Here is an 18,185-nt window from a genome sequence, read left to right on the forward strand (position 1 = left end):
CCGCACCTATGGGTGAGCTGACAACCCGCGGCACATCCATCGGAGGGCATAAAGAAAACCTATGGGGTGGACTTCAGCCCACCCCATAGGTCACAAGCTTCATGAGAGTTCTTAACTCTCACAGCAAGTATTTAGTCGTCCTGCGCAGCAGTAGCGTTCGGAGCCGGAATATTAGCCGACTCAGCAGCCAACTCGGCGATACGAATCTCGCCGGTCGTCGGATCGTCGTAGGTCACGTACTCGGTACCGCCAGTCGTAGGCTCAGCGTCCTCGTTCACGTGGTTCTCCGCAATCAGGAAGCCGTGCGCACCCAGAATCTTAGCGACGCGGTCAATATCCTGCGGGGTCGGGGTATGATCCACCACTCGACGAATGTACTCGTTAATGCGCTGGTCGCTCACGTACGCCTCACCACGGGCAGCACGAGACTGCATGAGCTGGCGAACAACTTCCTGCAGCTGCTCATCGGTCAGACGCATCTTCAAAATAGCCATCACTGCCGCGCGGTCCTGCACCGGAACATCCTTGGGATACCCGACGCTCAGCCAGTCGATTACTCGAGAGATTATGCTCTTATCAGGCATCGAGCCCCTCCTTCGAAGCAGTCATCATATGCAATTTAGTGTTCACGGATTAGTGGCCTCCACCGGTTACGCCGAAGATATTCCAGCCGAAAGTGTGGTCGATAAAGTCCTTAGCGACCCAGAGAATACCGATGATTACGATTGCTACGATAATAGCAAAAATGCAAGACGCGGCAATCTTCGCCACCGTTCCCGGAGGCTCAATTTCAACGAGCTTACCGTCCGCAGTGTACTCGGTACGGCCAGCCAGCAGACGCAGACCCAGAGCATACAGCGCCGGAAGGCCCGCACCAAAGAACAGACCGGCAATCAGCACCGGAATAACCTTGTTCACAATGTCCATCAGATATTCCACGGCTACGAACCTGCCTTCTCAGTAGCAAGAGTCTGCTCTGCGGATGCGTCAGCGCTGGTGACTGCAGCGCCTTCCTCTTCATCCCAGTCGCCAGTCACGTTCGAAGCGTCAATGTTGTCCTTCTGGGAATGACGCCACATCAGGAAGCAGAAGATAATCAGCAGCGCGAACACGGTCAGCTCGCCAACGAACTGGGTGCCGGTCAGAGCGTTCAGGCCGTGACCAATCAGCCAGGTCAGAGCACCCACAATTGCGGCAGCCGGCAGAGTAATCAGCCAAGCAACCACCATGCGGCCAGCAACAGACCAGCGAACCTCAGCACCCTTACGGCCCAGGCCACTACCCAGAATCGAACCGGATGCCACGTGAGTGGTGGACAGTGCCATACCGAAGTGGGAGGAGGTCAGAATAATCGCGGCGGATGCACCATCAGCAGCAACACCCTGCGGGGTGTCTACCTCAACGATACCCTTACCGAGGGTGCGGATAATGCGCCAGCCACCCAGGTAAGTACCCAGAGCAATCGCGAGCGCACAGCTAGCCTTCACCCAGAAGGGGATTGCGTCATCGTTGCTCAGAGTGCCCGAGGCAACCAGAGCCAGGAAGATCACGCCCATGGTCTTCTGCGCATCGTTAGTACCGTGCGCCAGAGACATCAGGGATGCGGTCGCAACCTGTCCTTTACGGAAGCCGCCGTGCTTACGGTCGTCAGCCACCGGGGCAGCAATACGGTATACCAGCCAGGTGCCGGTTGCCGCCACAATAGCCGCAATGACGGGGGAGAGGACCGCGGGAACAATAATCTTGGACAGAACGCCCATCCACTGCACGCCGTCAAAGCCGATCGCGACAATAGCCGAACCAATCAGGCCACCAAACAGAGCGTGCGACGAGGAGGAGGGAAGACCCAGAAGCCAGGTCAAAACGTTCCAAAGAATGCCGCCCACCAGACCGGTAAAGACAATAAGCATCAGCGCCGGGCCGTCCGTTGTTACATCGATACGATCCAGGTTCACGATGCCGCTACCGACCGAACGCGCCACCTCAACAGAGAGGAACGCGCCAACGAGGTTCAGGGACGCAGACAACGCCACGGCGGTCTTAGGCTTCAGCGCACCGGTCGCAATGGAGGTTGCCATCGCGTTACCGGTGTCGTGGAAGCCATTCGTAAAGTCGAAGGCGAGCGCGGTAAGCACCACGATCACGAGAATAATGAGTTCTGTAGTCACAAGAAAATTATCTGTCGGTTTTCGTGAAATCTAAAGTATTCCGAATTAACACGAAATAACAGATAAACCCACAGTATTGAGCGGGTTTCCGTGAGGGTTTTGCTGCAGAGACCATATTCTAGGGGCAATAATCCCGATATTCCGCGGCAAAAAGGGTGCACCTATCGGAATGCTTAAGTTGGTTTATGTGGCTTATGCGAGAGTGTGGGGGAGAGGGGCGATTATATCCATCAAGAGGCTAAAGTGTGTTCACCAAGTGTTCACTTTCAGGAACCTCCCAGCTTTCTTTTTGTGACACACCTTTATTATTCAGACCTCATTTGAGCCACCAAACTACCCGTGCAGGATGCCCCTGTGGGTTTTTACAGCACGGGGCTTTCTATAGCGGCGCGCACTCCAGCATCACGAAGAATAAACTCCAGCCACCAATCCGCGGCGCATGCAGCACACTGGCCTTGCGAGGCATTCACACCGATTCCTCCGCATCACATCAGCAGATACAACAACTCAGATACAACAACTACGGCGAATACAACAAAAGACCCCGTATCTTTCGATACGGGGTCTTTCTCAAAAATAAACCGGCGATGACCTACTCTCCCACACCCACAAAAGTGCAGTACCATCGGCGCGAAGAGTCTTAGCTTCTGGGTTCGGAATGGAACCAGGCGTTTCCCTCTTGCTATAATCACCGGAAAGTGGAGGCGAGGGGACTCGAACCCCTAACCCTCTGCTTGCAAAGCAGATGCGCTACCAATTGCGCCACGCCCCCGTCTCAGCGAAAACCACTGTTTAGTTATTTTTCCAAGCCTTCACGACTTCATTGCTCTGGTACTTTTTCAAGACCATCACAGTGACACACGAAAGAACAGCAAGAATCAATAATTTCTTCATTATTGCCTTTCATAGTGTGGAGTGGGCGTACCAAGAATCGAACTTGGGACCTCTTCGTTATCAGCGAAGCGCTCTAACCGTCTGAGCTATACGCCCTCCTTCTGCGGAATTTCTTCCGTAGAACGAGATATAACTATACAGGTGTTTGAGGGTAACACCAAATCGAAAAAGCATGTTCTGCATCACATTTACTGTTGCGAGGTTCCCAAGCATGCAAAACGGGCGGCACCACCTCCATCCAGAGGGGCACCGCCCGCACACAAAGCTCAAAAGCTACAAACTAGGACTCATCACTCAGAGTCAAAGTCACGCCACCAACCAGCTTCGCAGCCAGGTTGTACAGAATCGCGCCAATCATACCCAGCAGAGTAAAGACCACAGTGTTGACCACAGCAAAAATAGTAGTCACCAAAGCAACCTGACCCAGCGAAATCATCTGCGAAATATCCACAGTGGTCGAACCGGTACCCAGCGAGCTAATCAGCTGGTTCACACCGGTAAACGCGCCAGAAGCCTGCAGGAACAGCCACAGAATCACCGAAGCCACCACAGTCACAATACCCAGGGCAATCGACAGCAGGAAGATCAGCTTCGCCACCGACCACGTATCAACCTTCTGAACCACCAGACGCGCACGACGAATCTTCGAACGCGGCGCAGGACGCACCAGCTGACGGCGCGAACCAGTCGGACGCTTAGCATTCACAGGGCGCTTACCGGCAGGACGCTTAGCGGTACCGCCAGGACGGGCCTGGCCCGAACGTGCCTGAGCCGGGCGACGCGCGCCAGCCTTAGCCGCACCCGAAGACTTAGATGCACCAGCCGACGCCGAACGCTGTGCCGACGCAGGAGAGGAGCTCGCGGGAGTGCTGCTCATTAGTTACCTCCAGTAGCGGTGAGATCGGCAGCCGCCGCTTCACCCTCGTTGTCCGAACCGGGCGCCTCAGAAGACTCCGAAGCCTCGGTGTTCTCAGTGGTTTCATCGTCGCTATCATCCAGCTGACGATCCTGGTTGCGTGCAACACCAATAATAGAATCGCCCTTACCGGGCTTTGCAAAGATAACACCCATAGTATCGCGTCCCTTCGCAGGAACCTCATTCACGTTCGAACGAACGACCTTGCCGCTGGCCATAACCACCAGCACCTCGTCCTCTTCGTCCACAATGAGGCCACCCACCAGGGCGCCACGATCCTCAACTAGCTTAGCAACCTTAATGCCGAAACCGTTACGGCCCTGCACGCGGTACTCATCCACGCTCGTACGCTTCGCGTAACCACCCTCAGTGACCACGAAGACGAAGGAGCCCTCAGTAACCACGTTCGCAGAAATCAGCTCGTCGCCGTCACGGAACTTCATACCGGTCACACCCGAGGTCGAACGACCCATCGGGCGCAACGACGCATCATCAGCGTGGAAGCGCAGCGACATACCGTTACGCGACACCAGCAGAATGTCGTCCTTCGCCGAAACGGTGAACGCCGAAACAACCTCATCGCCCTCACGCAGGTTAATCGCAATCAGGCCGGCAGTACGGTTCGTGTCGTAATCGCTCAGGCGGCTCTTCTTCACCATGCCGCCGCGAGTTGCCAGCACCAGGTACTCAGCATCGTCGTAGCTCTTCAGCTCCATGACCTGAGCAATATGCTCACCGCCCTGGAACTCCAGCAGGTTCGCAATATGCTGACCCTTCGCATCGCGGCCGGCTTCCTGCAGCTCGTAACCCTTCGCACGGTACACGCGGCCCAGGTTCGTGAAGAACAGAATCCAGCTGTGCGTAGTGGTCACGAAGAAGTGCTCCACTACGTCATCGCCGCGCAGGGAGGCACCCTTAATGCCCTTACCGCCGCGGTGCTGGCTACGGTACTGATCACTGCGGGTGCGCTTAATGTAGCCGCCGCGAGTAATCGTCACCACGACCTCCTCCTCGGGGATGAGGTCTTCCATGGACATGTCGCCGTTGTAGCCGTACATGATCTGGGTGCGACGCTCATCGCCGTAGCGGTTCACAATCTCGCCCAGCTCCTCAGAGATAATCTCGCGCTGGCGAGTCTCCGACGCAATAATCGCGTTGTACTCAGCGATCATGCGCATCAGCTCATCGTGGCGATCCTGAATCTTCTGACGCTCCAAAGCAGCCAGACGACGCAGCTGCATGTTCAGAATTGCCTGAGCCTGAGCCTCATCAATCTGCAGGAACTCCATCAGGCCGCTACGCGCCTCATCAGCGGTGGGGGAGCGGCGAATCAGGGCAATAACCTCATCCAGAGCATCCAGAGCCTTCAGCAGGCCGCGCAGGATGTGCGCCTCTTCCTCCGCCTGACGCAGACGGTAACGGGTACGACGAACGATAACGTCCATCTGGTGATCCACCCAGTGACGCACAAACGCATCCAGGGACAGGGTGCGCGGCACACCATCAACAATGGCGAGCATGTTCGCGGAGAAGTTCTCCTGCAGCTGGGTGTGCTTGTACAGGTTGTTCAGCACAACCTTCGGGGACGCATCACGCTTGAGCACAATCACCAGGCGCTGACCGGTACGACCCGAGGTCTCATCGCGCAGATCGGCGATACCAGTGACCTTACCGTCCTTGATGAGCTCAGCAATCTTAATCGCCAGGTTATCCGGGTTTGCCTGGTAGGGCAGCTCGGTAACCACCAGGCAGGTACGACCGTGGATTTCCTCCACATTGACCACCGCGCGCATGGTGATAGAGCCGCGGCCGGTACGGTACGCATCCTCGATGCCCTTGGTGCCCAGAATCTGTGCACCGGTCGGGAAGTCCGGGCCCTTAATGCGCGCCATCAGAGCGTTCAGCAGCTCCTCATTGGTCGCGTGCGGGTTCTTCAGGAACCACTCCACACCCTCAGCAACCTCACGCAGGTTGTGCGGCGGGATATTGGTCGCCATACCCACAGCAATACCGGAAGAACCGTTGACCAGCAGGTTCGGGATGCGCGCGGGCAGAACGGTCGGCTCCAGCGACTTACCGTCGTAGTTCGGCTGGAAATCAACGGTGTCCTCGTTGATGTCACGCACCATCTCCAGAGCAATGGGAGCCATCTTGGTCTCGGTGTATCGAGGCGCCGCGGCACCGTCGTTACCGGGGGAGCCGAAGTTACCCTGACCCAGAGCCAGCGGGTAACGCATAATCCAGCTCTGAATCAGACGCACCAGAGTGTCGTAGATAGCGATATCGCCGTGGGGGTGGAACTGACCCATCACGTCGCCAACCACGCGGGCGCACTTATTGAAGGCGCGGTCCGGGCGGTAGCCGCCGTCGTACATCGCGTAGATCACGCGGCGGTGCACGGGCTTGAGACCGTCACGCACATCCGGCAGGGCGCGGCCAATAATAACGGCCATTGCGTAGTCCAGGTAGGAGCGCTGCATTTCGGTCTGCAGGTCCACCTGTTCAATGTGACCGTGGTGGTCTACGCTTTCAACACCACCGTTGCTGACAACGTCAGCTTTGGTAGTCTCATTCTGGTGTTCTTCGCTCATAACTTTCTCATTACTTCATATCTCGATTGACATATGCCTCAGTCTGCATATTGCCTATGAGGCATATGCCGCTTCGGGCTAGATATCGAGGAATCGAATGTCCTTTGCGTTCTGCTGGATAAACTCACGACGAGCCTCAACGTCCTCACCCATCAGAACAGAGAAGATCTGGTCAGCAGCAGCTGCATCCTCCATCTTCACCTGAAGCAGGGTACGACGAGCCGGGTCCATGGTGGTGTCCCACAGCTCGGTGTAGTCCATCTCGCCCAGACCCTTGTAACGCTGAATGCCGTTCTCCTTGGGCAGGCGCAGGTTCTTCGCTGCACCACGAGCCAGAGCCTCATCACGCTCAGCGTCCGAGTACACGTAGTCGTGCGGAGCGTTCGACCACTTAATGCGGTACAGCGGCGGCTGAGCTAGGTACACGTAGCCAGCCTCAATCAGCGGACGCATGAAGCGGAAGAGCAGGGTCAGCAGCAGGGTCGTAATGTGCTGGCCGTCGACGTCCGCATCCGCCATCAGAACAATCTTGTGGTAGCGTGCCTTCTCAATATCGAAGTCGTCGCCGATGCCGGTACCGAAAGCGGTAATCATTGCCTGAATTTCAGCATTGGACAGGGCACGGTCTAGGCGAGCACGCTCAACGTTCAGGATTTTACCGCGCAGCGGCAGAATAGCCTGAGTGTTCGGGTCACGGCCCTGCACTGCCGAACCACCCGCAGAGTCACCCTCCACCAGGTAAATCTCAGAGATCGACGGGTCCTTCGAGGAGCAGTCCTTGAGCTTACCGGGCATGGAGCTGGTCTCCAGCAGGCCCTTGCGGCGGGTGGTCTCGCGAGCCTTACGAGCTGCAATACGCGCCTGAGCGGCAGTGATCGCGCGGCGAACAATGTCCTTCGCCACCGCGGGGTTACGACCGAACCAGTCGCTGAGGTGATCGTTCACCTCACGCTGAGTGAAGGACTTTGCCTCCGAGTTACCCAGCTTGGTCTTGGTCTGGCCCTCGAACTGCGGCTCAGAAATCTTAATCGAGATGACCGCGGTCAGGCCCTCACGCACGTCTTCACCGGTGAGGTTATCGTCCTTATCGCGCAGCAGCTTGTTCTCACGCGCGTAACGGTTCACCAGAGAGGTCAGAGCGGCGCGGAAACCCTCTTCGTGGGTACCACCCTCGTGGGTGTTAATCGTGTTCGCGTACGAGTAGACGGACTCCTTGTACGCGCCGGTCCACTGCATCGCCACTTCCAGGCTCATGTTGCGGTCGGTGTCTTCGGACTCAAAGGAGACGATCTCCTCGTTCACGATGGTCTTCGCGCCAGCGTTGAGGAAGTGCACGTAGTCGAACAGGCCGTTGTCGTAACGGTAGGTGACGGTCGTGTAGCCGTCGGCGTTCGCACGCACGCGGTTGAGGACGTTTTCCTTCTCCTCTTCAGCAACCTCGTCACCGGTGAACTTCTCGCGCTCATCGGTCAGAGTGATGGTCAGGCCCTTGTTCAGGAACGCCATCTGCTGGAAGCGAGCGCGCAGAGTCTCAAAGTCGAACTCGACGGTCTCAAAAATCTCCGGGTCCGGGTAGAACGTCTGAATCGTGCCGGTCTTATCGGAGGGCTCGCCGCGACGCAGAGGGCCGTCCGGCACGCCACCGTTCGAGAAGGAAATATGCCATGCGTAGCCCTGGCGGTGCACCTCGGTAATCACGCGGGTAGACAGCGCGTTCACCACGGAGATACCCACGCCGTGCAGACCACCGGAGACCGAGTAGCCGCCACCGCCGAACTTACCACCAGCGTGCAGCACGGTCATAACAACCTCAACGGTGGACTTGTGCTCGGTGGGGTGCTCATCCACGGGAATGCCGCGGCCGTCGTCCTCTACGCGAACAGCGCCGTCAGCCTGAATGGTCACGTCAATTTTGGAGGCGTAACCGGCGAGCGCTTCGTCGACCGAGTTATCTACGACCTCGTAGACCAGGTGGTGCAGACCGCGTTCAGTGGTCGAGCCAATGTACATGCCGGGGCGCTTGCGAACCGCTTCCAGACCTTCCAGCACGGTAATATCGGATGCACCGTATTCATGCTGCTGTTCAGATGCATTCTGTTCAGATGCCACGAGGCAGAACTCCTTGAGTAGATGATGCAACCGGCGAAGAAGAACTGCGGGCAGCTCAGAGGGGAGCCTAGAACACCTCACGAAGGGCACCAGAAAGTGCCTGCACAACCCGCGTTGCCGGTGGTGCCCATAGGTGGGCACACTTTACGCATTGTCTCTTTTATTTTACCGAGCAAGAGAGCATAAAACCATCTACATACGTCACATATTGAGCTTTTTTGGGTACTACCACCCGCTCAAAAGCCCGCAAAGGCGGTTTAGAGTGCTTCAACCCCCTCTCGAGGTGGGGGGTACGGTTCACCACTTCGTGGGGGTTGCCGGCGATTCTAAAGCTTTCGTACCGTGCAGAAAATCATGAAGTGCAGAAAAGGGGCACGTTTTATGCAACGTACCCCAATGTCTAGTTTTTCCCGCCGCGGCAATGCGATGCAGTGACGCGATGCGCTCACCGGGATGCGCCTACCCGTAGGTATCGCGAACTCCGCGCATGCCGGTGGCACGGCGATAGCCTCGCTGGCTCCAGCGACCGTTATTCGGACCCAACACGCGGACCTGAGCTACGACACCCTCGCCCAGTTCCCGGCGAAAAAGCTCGATGAGGTGACCGTGCATCAGGCGCAGCTGCGTGGTCCAGGCGGTAGAGTCACACTGAACTTCAACAATGGAGTTTTCAAAGCTGATCGGACGGGTGTGTGCGGCAATTTCCGGACCGACCAGCTCAGCCCAGCGAGCCAGCACGCTGGAGACAGCCACGGGCTCTTTCCAGCCGCGAGAACGAATGAGGGCACTGACGATGCCACCGAGGGGTTTAGGGTCGCGAGAGCTCTCCCCGGGGCCGCTATAGCCGCCCATAACGCGGGGATCCCAGCCCTGCGCTCGCCGCGATTTCTTCTTCGAGGCGGTACCGGACATGACCGCACCGAAATCGCGCATGATTTTATTTACCGAGAAGGCGTTCAGGGGCGCCTCGCCGCGTTCTTGAGCCGCCACGCGCATACGGGTCAGTAGGGCGGAGGGAGCGTCCACCTCGTCGCGGTAGAACTCGCCCACGCTATCAACCTCGCGCGGGTTTTGCGGTTCCGCAAACTCGTCGAATGTTTCACGTGAAACATGGTTTTGAGGGCGGGCGGGGTTACTCATCGCCGCCACCCTCCGCGAGCGCCGATGCAGTCGACCCCTCGCTATCCGCAGTAGCAACGGCAGGCTGTGCATACTCGGCATGACCCGCCGTCACCGACACCAGGCGGTAGTCACCCAGCTCCTCCGGAATATCGCTCAGCACCGCGCAGGTAATGAGCACCTGCTCCGCATCGGCAACCATCGCGCCCAGGCGGTGGCGGCGCGCAGAATCCAGCTCCGCAAACACATCATCAAGAATCAGAATCGGCGAAGAACCCGCCGAGGAATCATCCTCAACATGTACAAACCAGGACGCCAGCTTCAGCGCCAGAGCAAAAGACCAGCTCTCGCCGTGCGACGCGAAATGCTTCACCGGCATGCCGCCCAGCAGCAGGGTAATATCCTCACGATGCGGACCCACCAGAGTCACGCCGCGCTCAATCTCATCGCGTCGACGCTCCGCAAAACCGCGCATCAAAGCCTCTTTGAGGTCCTCAATGCGCATCAGTGCCGCGTGCTCGATTGAGCGCTCGCCCATGCTCGAAAAAACAGTCGACTCATAGTTGAAACCGACTTCCTTCGAGCCGTCCGTCAGCCCCGCGTAGGCGCGACGAAGCTGCGGCAAAAAGCGCTGTAGCAGGCGAAAACGCGCGGAAAGAAGCTGAGCACCCAGGGTCGATAGCTGCTCATCCCACACCGACAGAGTACTCAAAGCGTTCTCGTCCCGAGCCTTACGCTGCATGGATTTCAGCAGCGAATTGCGCTGACGCAAAATCCGCTCATACTCGCTACGGTACCCGGCAACCACCGGACGCAAAGAGGTCCCCAGCTCATCCACAAAACGGCGACGACCCGCCGGATCGCCCTTCACCAACTGCAAATCCTCCGGGGAGAACAGCACCGTGCGGGCAATACCCAGCGCCTCCTTGGCGCGCACCGGCGCGGCACGATTAATGCGCACGCGGTTACTCTGCCCCGGAGCAATCTCAAACTCGGTCACCGTCTGCTGCGAGCCGCGCACCGTACGGGTGCGAATATAGGCGCGCGAAGCACCCATCCGCACCAGCGGCCCGTCATGGCTCACACGGTGCGAGGATAGAGACGCCGCATAGTCAATCGCCTCAACAATATTGGTTTTGCCCACACCATTAGAGCCCAGAAACACCGTGACCCCCGCCGAAAGAGGCAGGCTCAGCAGAGCGTAGGTGCGGTAATCCAACAACGAAATATGGTCGATATACACCGGTGCAGCTCCTTTCGTGCGGTTCGGTTGGGGATGGGTGCGGGCGGGTAGAAAGCACAGCCCCGCGGGCTTCCTTGGGCAGAACCTTGGGAGGCGCGCGGGGCGGCTAGCTACTAGTTCGAGGGCAGGCGAACCGGCATCAGCAGGTAACGGTAGTTACGGTCGTCCTCAGCCAGCGGCTCGTCCTGACCGGAAATCACGGCGGGCTTCGGCGCATCGGTGAAGGAGAAACGTACGAACTCGGTACCGAACACTTTCAGACCATCCGAGAGGTATGCAGGGTTGTACGCAACGGTGATGTCTTCACCGGACAGGTGCGCCTGCAGGGTCTCGGAAGCCTGAGCCTCATCACCGCGGCCGGCGTCAATAGCGACCGAGCCCTGGGTGAACTTCAGACGCAGGGGAGTGTTACGTTCCGCCACGAGGGAGATACGGCGAGCAGCCTCAGCCAGATCGGAGGTGCGAACCACCGCGTGAATCGGGGTCTGCTCGGGGAACAGTGCACGAATGTTGGGGTAGTCGCCGTCCATCAGAACGCTGGTGGTACGGCGGGTACCTGCAGCGAAGCCGATCAGCTCGCCGGCGGCGGGCAGAGCGATGGACAGTTCACCGGAACCGGAGAGGGTGCTACCCACCTCGGAGACGGTCTTAGCCTTCAGCAGCACAGCCGCCTGAACGTCGGGGTTGACCGGGTTCCACTTGATTTCGCGCATCGCCAGGCGGTAGCGATCGGTGGCGAGTAGGGTCATGGTGTCGCCGTTGATTTCGACGCGGATACCGGTCAGCAGCGGCAGGGTCTCATCCTTGGACACCGCAATCTGAACCTGCTTGACGGCTTCAGCGAATTCGGCGCCGTCCACGGTACCGGAAATTTCGGGAAGCTCAGGAAGCTCGGGGTAGTCTACGACCGGCATGCCAGCGAGCTGGAAGTTAGCGGAACGGCAGTGAATACGGATCACGGACTCGTCTGCGGTGAACTCGACAGGTGCGTTCGGCAGGGAGCGGCAAATTTCAGCCAGGATCTTGCCGGGAACCAGGCAAACGCCTTCTGCTTCAACGTCAGCTGCGATGACCTGGCGGGCGCTGGTCTCGTGATCGAAGCTTGCGATGCTGACCTCACCTGCGGAGGCGGTAATCAGCAGACCGTTGAGTACGGGGGAGGTGGGACGCAGCGGAAGTGAGCGTGCCGTCCAGCCGACTGCTTCGGCAAGGACATCGCGTTCAACGGTGAATTTCATCGAGAAGGCGCCTTTCACGGAATTGGAGAGTTAGGTTGTGGGCGCACGTAAAGCTTTGGGCGATAGAGCCGGAGATATCGCGTGCTCTGGTGCGCAGTGAATCTTCCGCGCGCGCGTCTATCCATCCTACCGGATTTTGTAATTACACAGAGACTCGAAGGTCAGTTCTGCAGCGAAAAAACGGGTGTAATGAGGTGCGTGGAGCCTCCGTATTTTTGTAATTACAAAGATAGTCGGAAGACGTAGCGAATCTACCCGAAAATAGGTTCGAACTAGGCAATGGTTCAGTGTTGGTTTCTTTTCTAAACCCAACCCAAGAGAGAGCATGCAGCAACGACCCAAATCCGCGAAAATCTACGCTTTCAGCAGGGGTATACAGAAAAACCTGAACTAGACCGGACGGTCGAGCAGAATTATTTGTTATGGGGAGGATTTTTTCTTTAAGTACAGTAGTATTGTTAACGCTTGTGGAAACGGTGGAAAACCCCTTCCTTGCCTGCAATGACGCGGAAGTAGCCTGTGGACATTAAGTGGAAGAATCCACTCAGTGCTGAGGATGCATTGTGTATGGATATTTATACATTTCCCTGATTCCACACCTTTTGAATATTCATGCACTTAACGTCCACACGAACACATGAGTTAAAGCACAGCTTATCCACACCCTGAAAATCCAGCTTTTCTCACCGCTAAAAATAGCGGAATTCACCAAGATACCCCGCCTCACAGCGAGTAAAATACCTAGTCAAGGTGAAAAATCTGCTGTAAAGCGGGGAATCTAGAGGCTCTAGCCGGCGGCGCGCTGCTCCTGGCGGATCAAATTCGTCAGCTCAGTGACCTGATTGAAAATCGTCTGACGCTCCGCCATCTGCGCGCTCACCTTACGCACCGCATGCATCACGGTCGTATGGTCGCGGCCGCCCAGATCGTTGCCAATACGCGGCAAAGACATCTCCGTCAGCTCACGCAACAGATACATCGCCACCTGGCGCGCATTCGTGAGCGTGCGGGTGCGAGACTTCGACTGCATATCCTCAATGGACACATCAAAATACTTCGCCACGGTCGCCAAAACCAGCGCCGATGTAATCTCCGCACCACCGGTATCAGAGAGCAAATCCTTCAGATAGGTCTCCGCCTCAGCCAGGGTAATGGGCTCCGGCGGCTTCTTCATTGAGGCGGCAGCGCTCGCACGAATCAGAGCACCCTCCAACTCGCGAATATTGGCCGTGACATGGGAAGCAATGTACTCCATGACGTCATCACGCACCGGCAAAATCTCGTTCTGAGCTTTCTTCCGCAGAATCGCGATACGGGTCTCCAGCTCCGGAGGCTGCACATCCACGTTCAGGCCCGAACCGAAACGCGAACGCATACGCTCAGCGAAACCGGTCAGCTGCTTCGGCGGCAAATCAGAGGTAATCACGATCTGCTTCTGGTGGTTATACAGGGCGTTGAAGGTATGGAAGAACTCCTCCATCGTCGCCTCTTTACCCGCCAAGAACTGGATATCGTCAATCAGCAGAACGTCGACATTGCGGTAAATCTGCTTGAACGACGAGCCCTCATCATCACGAATCGAGTTGATGAAATCGTTCGTGAATTCCTCAGAATTCACGTAGCGCACGCGTAGGTTCGGGTACAGGTACTTGGTGTAGTGACCAATCGCGTGCAGCAGGTGAGTCTTGCCCAGGCCCGAACCGCCGTAGATGAAGAGCGGGTTGTAGACGATGCCGGGCTGCTCCGCCACCGCGAAAGCGCTCGCGTGCGCAAAGCGGTTGGACTGGCCAATCACGAAGGTATCGAAGGTGTAGTTCGGGTTCAGTCGGGCAGAGCTATCCCAGGTCGGCGCGTTTTCCGGGTCTTCATGCGGATGCACCTGCTGAGACTCCGGTACCGCCGGGGCCTCCGGAACGAAAGTGGGCAGGGGCGCCGGATATTCGCGAGGGGCCGGCGCACCCGCGACAGGAGCTGCCGGAGTCGTCACCGGAGCCGACTGCTGAGCGGCGGGAAAGCCGGCACGCTCCGCCTCCAAAGCCTGCAGGGAGGGGCGGGTGACCTGCTCATCGGCAGGAACCTCGTAGTGATCGGGGCCCGGATGCGGTTCCGTGTAATACTCAAAAGCACGCGAGCCGGTGGGTACCTCGGGATGCGCGGGAACAGTCGGAGCGACTGCAGGAGCCTGTTCGGCAGGTACCTCACGCTCACCCTGGAAAACGTCCTGACTTGCAGTTTCAACCGGAACCATGGACTCGTTCACGTCGAAAAGAGCAGTGGTCGACGGACCGAAAGCCTCATGCAGAGCCGCACGGAACGAAGCACTAATCTGCTCCTCAAAGACCGCACGGGTGAGCTTATTCGGCACCTCAATGATGAGGCGAGAAGAACCCATCAGTCCCTGAGGCTGCGCAAGATTCACGAAACCGCGCTGACGTGCCGTCACCGCCGGATCGGCGGCAAGAATGGAGAGCAGATGCGCCCAGCGCGCCTGAAGGGAATCGGTCATGGAATTCTTTACTTTCACTCGATGTGAAGCGGTGGCGCAGTAAAGAAATAATGCCGGAAACCACCGCGAGGTCATTAAGATTCTACCCGCTTAATGCACAGGTGGAGAAAGTTATCCACAAGAGTTTTCCACACGGTGGAAAACTTGTAATTACAGAAGTGGATAAGCGGTGGATTTAAGTGCATAGCAGGGGTTCTTCCTTGATATTCTGCGGAACATCTCAGAAACACTAGGCTGTGGATAACTCTCCGGTGGGTGGGGGTAAGAGGCTGTTGTGCACCGCGGTGGATATCGTGCCGCTGTAAATATCCCCAGGTTTATAGCCTCTGCATAAGGGGCTTCTCCACAGCCCATAAATGCACCGCAATCACCACCTCCACGGCGCAAACGAGCCCGGAATCACGCGGAAAAACGCCCCAAGAACTTGATTTACGCCCTCCACTCTTCTAAAGTTGTGCTGTTGTGTGTGCACCGCCTACTGCGAATAGTCGCGGTACCTCCGTGCACCAAGAAGCGTACGGTTCCGATACCCCGTGAGGGCACGAACCGCAAAAATCAAGGAGACAAAGTATGAGCAAGCGTACTTTCCAGCCGAACAACCGCCGTCGCGCTAAGAAGCACGGCTTCCGTCTGCGTATGCGTACCCGTGCAGGCCGCGCGATTCTGTCGAACCGCCGCGGTAAGGGCCGCGCAAAGCTCTCGGCCTAATCACGGCATATAGTTCGCCCGCCGATGCACACGCATCGGCGGGCGAACTATCATTAAGCGTGAAATACACGCGGAGGTCAGCTCAGTACACGAGCCGAATCTCCCACACTACGTAAAGGGGAACACGTGCTGCCTCAACGGCACCGTATGCGCACCAGCGCAGAATTCTCCCACGCCTTCCGTTCCGGCATCCGTACAGGACGTCGGAACATCGTTGTATCTACGGCGAAAAATCCTGGAAAAACAACCCAGGTAGGTTTCATTGTGTCGAAGGCGGTGGGCAACGCAGTCACACGCAATCTGGTGAAGCGCCGGTTGCGTGAACTTGCCGCGCTCACCTGCGCCGCGCATCCGGAAGGGTACGCCATCGCGGTGCGAGCGCTTCCCGCTTCCGCGAACGCCAGTTGGGATCAGCTGCGCCGCGACTACGAATCGGCACTTGAGACCGCGTTCGCTAAGCTCAACCGACCGCAGAACCGCCCGAACGACGAGGGGACATCGTGAGTCACTCTCGCTGTTCCCACCGTGAAGAACGCTTCCACGCGCATCACAGCGGCACCTACAGCGCCTCGGCTGAGACTCTGGGCCCCGACGAGCTACTGGCGCTAGCGCCTAACGAATTCGTCCGGCCAGAAACTTTCCTGCAGGCACTCTATGTTCTACCGCAGAACCTGCTGATTGCGTGCATGAAGGCCTACCGCAAGGTTGTGTCCCCCCTCTACGGGGACGTGTGCCGCTACTACCCGACCTGCTCAGCCTACGCGCTGGAGGCGCTGACCACCCACGGTGCGATGGGTGGGCTTTCCCTGACGGTGCGCCGTATCCTGCGGTGTGTTCCCTGGGCGACCGGAGGTATCGACCCAGTCCCGGAGGGGAAGCGTACTTTCGCTCCCGGAGCAGAACCAAAAATTATTCTGCTCAACCACCCCCATCTTTACACCCCTCACACCGGTGGTGACGCCCGCCCTGAGTAGGCGGCGCCTCCCACACAATGACTTAGCCGAGTCCTTAAGGAGTATTCCCGCGTGAATATTTTTGATTTGATTCTTTGGCCGTTTAAATGGATCGTCTCCGTGGTCCTGTGGCTGTTCCACACTCTTTTCACCTCGCTGGGTATGGACCCGGCGTCCGGTATGACCTGGGTTCTGTGCATTATCTTCCTGACCCTGGTGATGCGTACCCTGACCATTCCGCTGTTCGTCAAGCAGATTAAGGCTATGCGCGGTATGACCGCGATGCAGGGCGATATGGCGAAGCTGCAGGAGAAGTACAAGGGCAAGAAGGACCAGCTCTCCCGCCAGGCGATGGCTCAGGAGCAGATGGAAATGTACCGTAAGCACGGTACGAACCCCTTCGCGTCCTGCCTGCCGATTTTGGCTCAGATGCCGATCTTCTTCGGTCTGTACCAGGTGCTGATGGGCGTTCCCACTGCGGCGCAGAGCAATGAGAGCGTGCTCATGCTGCCGGCTGATCTGGTGCACCAGTTCAATGACTCACAGATTTTCGGTGCTCAGCTGTTCGCGACCATGCTGCACCCGGGCACTGGTGACACTACCGCGACCGTTGTTCAGGCGGTCATCATGATTGTTCTGATGAGTGCGACCCAGTTCTACATTCAGAAGCAGCTGAGTGTGAAGAACATGTCGGAGGCGGCTCTGAACTCTCCGATGTTCCGTCAGCAGCAGATGATCATGTACATCTTCCCGATCATCTTCGCTGTTTCCGGTATTAACTTCCCGCTGGGTGTTATGTACTACTGGACCGTGTCGAACCTGTGGTCGCTGGGCCAGCAGTGGTGGGTTATCCGTAATAACCCGACCCCCGGTTCTCAGGCGGAGCGTGAGCTGAACGCTCGCCGTGCGGCGAAGGGCCTGCCTCCGATTGGTAAGACCCGTGAGCAGCACGAGAAGGATCTGCAGGAGGCTCGTGAGCGTGCCGCTGCGGGTCAGCGTCAGCAGCCGGTCAGCAAGAAGCGCCAGAAGCAGCAACGCAATAAGCAGAACGGAAAGAAGTAGTTTTCTTCCGTGATTCGGGCCGGGTTCTCGCCAGTGTGGCGCGGGCCCGGCGCCGTGTATGAGATACTTTTTACCCCTAGGACACCCCTCCGAACACCCTGAGGATTATCGTGACTGAAGCTATGGAATATGAGGATGAGCAGCTCGTTGAGGAGCAGCTGGTAGAGGAGCCCCTTGAGGGCGAAGAAGACGATTTTGAGGACATCGACGAGGAAGGCGATATCGCCGCTGACTACCTCGAGGAGCTCCTCGATATTGTCGATATGGACGGCGATATTGATATTGAGGTGCGCAATAACCGCATCTACCTTTCGGTCTTCAACGACGACGATGACAATGAGGAACTGCGCCACCTAGTCGGCCGCCACGGCGAGGTTCTGGAGGCTCTGCAGGAGCTGGTGCGCCTCTCCGTCCTGGCTGGTAACGGCACCCGTTCCCGCCTGATTCTGGACATTGCCGGTTACCGTGCTGAGCGTCGTGAGCAGCTGGAGAAGATTGCCGCTGACGCTATTGAGAAGGTGCGCGCTACCGGTCGTGATGAGCACCTGAAGCCGCTGAGCCCGTACGAGCGCAAGGTTGTGCACGATGTGGTGGCCGCCGCTGGCCTGTACAGCGAATCTGAGGGTGAGGGCCCTCGCCGTCACGTGGTGATTTCTCTTCCCGAGGTAGGAGCCTAGT

At 57.6% G+C, this 18,185-nt stretch carries 15 protein-coding genes, 2 tRNA genes and 1 rRNA gene; 5 read left to right on the plus strand and 13 right to left on the minus strand.

Annotated features, from left to right (window positions below):
* Window positions 1-131: 131 nt before the first annotated feature.
* The 13 genes from RWL87_RS05725 to dnaA all read right to left on the minus strand — a co-directional run bounded on the left by RWL87_RS05725 (window position 132) and on the right by dnaA (window position 14,784).
* Window positions 132-584, minus strand: coding sequence for a DUF3349 domain-containing protein (locus RWL87_RS05725; protein ID WP_313969205.1), 453 nt, complete (start codon window positions 582-584; stop codon window positions 132-134).
* A 49-nt stretch (window positions 585-633) separates the two neighbouring features.
* On the minus strand, window positions 634-927 hold the full coding sequence (locus RWL87_RS05730) for a hypothetical protein (protein WP_065423854.1): 294 nt from the start codon (window positions 925-927) through the stop codon (window positions 634-636).
* Window positions 928-941: 14 nt separating this feature from the next.
* Window positions 942-2,168, minus strand: a complete 1,227-nt coding sequence (locus RWL87_RS05735) for an inorganic phosphate transporter (RefSeq protein WP_049350202.1) — start codon at window positions 2,166-2,168, stop codon at window positions 942-944.
* Between the two features lie 579 nt (window positions 2,169-2,747).
* Window positions 2,748-2,864: ribosomal RNA gene (gene rrf, locus RWL87_RS05740) — 5S ribosomal RNA — on the minus strand.
* Between the two features lie 3 nt (window positions 2,865-2,867).
* Window positions 2,868-2,940, minus strand: a tRNA-Ala gene (locus tag RWL87_RS05745).
* A gap of 144 nt (window positions 2,941-3,084) precedes the next feature.
* A tRNA-Ile gene (locus RWL87_RS05750) sits at window positions 3,085-3,158 on the minus strand.
* A gap of 184 nt (window positions 3,159-3,342) precedes the next feature.
* Window positions 3,343-3,939 (minus strand): DUF3566 domain-containing protein, encoded by a 597-nt coding sequence (locus RWL87_RS05755; RefSeq protein WP_005508012.1) that lies wholly within the window; start codon window positions 3,937-3,939, stop codon window positions 3,343-3,345.
* Complete coding sequence (gyrA, locus tag RWL87_RS05760; protein ID WP_313969206.1) at window positions 3,939-6,569, minus strand: DNA gyrase subunit A; 2,631 nt, start codon at window positions 6,567-6,569, stop codon at window positions 3,939-3,941. The genes RWL87_RS05755 and gyrA overlap by 1 nt, the downstream gene beginning before the upstream one ends.
* Window positions 6,570-6,647: 78 nt before the next feature.
* On the minus strand, window positions 6,648-8,678 hold the full coding sequence (gyrB, locus tag RWL87_RS05765) for a DNA topoisomerase (ATP-hydrolyzing) subunit B (protein ID WP_313969207.1): 2,031 nt from the start codon (window positions 8,676-8,678) through the stop codon (window positions 6,648-6,650).
* Window positions 8,679-9,137: 459 nt separating this feature from the next.
* On the minus strand, window positions 9,138-9,818 hold the full coding sequence (locus RWL87_RS05770; RefSeq protein ID WP_313969208.1) for a DciA family protein: 681 nt from the start codon (window positions 9,816-9,818) through the stop codon (window positions 9,138-9,140).
* Window positions 9,811-11,040: a DNA replication/repair protein RecF gene (recF, locus tag RWL87_RS05775; RefSeq protein WP_313969209.1), complete on the minus strand. Its 1,230-nt coding sequence runs from the start codon at window positions 11,038-11,040 to the stop codon at window positions 9,811-9,813. Before recF ends, RWL87_RS05770 begins: the two co-directional genes overlap by 8 nt.
* 113 nt (window positions 11,041-11,153) lie before the next feature.
* Window positions 11,154-12,278: a DNA polymerase III subunit beta gene (gene dnaN / locus RWL87_RS05780; protein WP_313969210.1), complete on the minus strand. Its 1,125-nt coding sequence runs from the start codon at window positions 12,276-12,278 to the stop codon at window positions 11,154-11,156.
* Between the two features lie 787 nt (window positions 12,279-13,065).
* The gene (gene dnaA, locus RWL87_RS05785; protein ID WP_313969211.1) at window positions 13,066-14,784 is read right to left on the minus strand and encodes a chromosomal replication initiator protein DnaA; all 1,719 of its coding nucleotides are present in this window, start codon (window positions 14,782-14,784) and stop codon (window positions 13,066-13,068) included.
* A 570-nt stretch (window positions 14,785-15,354) separates the two neighbouring features.
* Here dnaA and rpmH point away from each other — a divergent pair.
* The 5 genes from rpmH to RWL87_RS05810 all read left to right on the plus strand — a co-directional run bounded on the left by rpmH (window position 15,355) and on the right by RWL87_RS05810 (window position 18,184).
* Window positions 15,355-15,492, plus strand: a complete 138-nt coding sequence (rpmH, locus tag RWL87_RS05790; protein WP_049332235.1) for a 50S ribosomal protein L34 — start codon at window positions 15,355-15,357, stop codon at window positions 15,490-15,492.
* Window positions 15,493-15,618: 126 nt separating this feature from the next.
* A complete protein-coding gene (gene rnpA, locus RWL87_RS05795) occupies window positions 15,619-15,996 on the plus strand; it encodes a ribonuclease P protein component (RefSeq protein WP_303970992.1) in 378 nt (125 codons plus the stop codon).
* On the plus strand, window positions 15,993-16,466 hold the full coding sequence (gene yidD / locus RWL87_RS05800) for a membrane protein insertion efficiency factor YidD (RefSeq protein WP_070832502.1): 474 nt from the start codon (window positions 15,993-15,995) through the stop codon (window positions 16,464-16,466). The genes rnpA and yidD overlap by 4 nt, the downstream gene beginning before the upstream one ends.
* Before the next feature lie 51 nt (window positions 16,467-16,517).
* On the plus strand, window positions 16,518-17,507 hold the full coding sequence (gene yidC / locus RWL87_RS05805) for a membrane protein insertase YidC (protein ID WP_313969212.1): 990 nt from the start codon (window positions 16,518-16,520) through the stop codon (window positions 17,505-17,507).
* Between the two features lie 110 nt (window positions 17,508-17,617).
* The gene (locus RWL87_RS05810) at window positions 17,618-18,184 is read left to right on the plus strand and encodes a R3H domain-containing nucleic acid-binding protein (protein ID WP_313969213.1); all 567 of its coding nucleotides are present in this window, start codon (window positions 17,618-17,620) and stop codon (window positions 18,182-18,184) included.
* The last annotated feature ends 1 nt before the right edge of the window (window position 18,185 follow it).

Source organism: uncultured Rothia sp., from assembly GCF_963555405.1.
In the GTDB taxonomy this organism is placed as follows: domain Bacteria; phylum Actinomycetota; class Actinomycetes; order Actinomycetales; family Micrococcaceae; genus Rothia.

What these genes read in the sequence shown, in the direction of transcription:
- RWL87_RS05770 (WP_313969208.1), bottom strand. Translation starts at nt 9,818, where the DNA reads ATGAGTAACCCCGCCCGCCCTCAAAACCATGTTTCACGTGAAACATTC.
- RWL87_RS05755 (WP_005508012.1), bottom strand. Translation starts at nt 3,939, where the DNA reads ATGAGCAGCACTCCCGCGAGCTCCTCTCCTGCGTCGGCACAGCGTTCG.
- rpmH (WP_049332235.1), top strand. Translation starts at nt 15,355, where the DNA reads ATGAGCAAGCGTACTTTCCAGCCGAACAACCGCCGTCGCGCTAAGAAG.
- RWL87_RS05725 (WP_313969205.1), bottom strand. Translation starts at nt 584, where the DNA reads ATGCCTGATAAGAGCATAATCTCTCGAGTAATCGACTGGCTGAGCGTC.
- dnaN (WP_313969210.1), bottom strand. Translation starts at nt 12,278, where the DNA reads ATGAAATTCACCGTTGAACGCGATGTCCTTGCCGAAGCAGTCGGCTGG.
- RWL87_RS05730 (WP_065423854.1), bottom strand. Translation starts at nt 927, where the DNA reads ATGGACATTGTGAACAAGGTTATTCCGGTGCTGATTGCCGGTCTGTTC.
- dnaA (WP_313969211.1), bottom strand. Translation starts at nt 14,784, where the DNA reads ATGACCGATTCCCTTCAGGCGCGCTGGGCGCATCTGCTCTCCATTCTT.
- gyrA (WP_313969206.1), bottom strand. Translation starts at nt 6,569, where the DNA reads ATGAGCGAAGAACACCAGAATGAGACTACCAAAGCTGACGTTGTCAGC.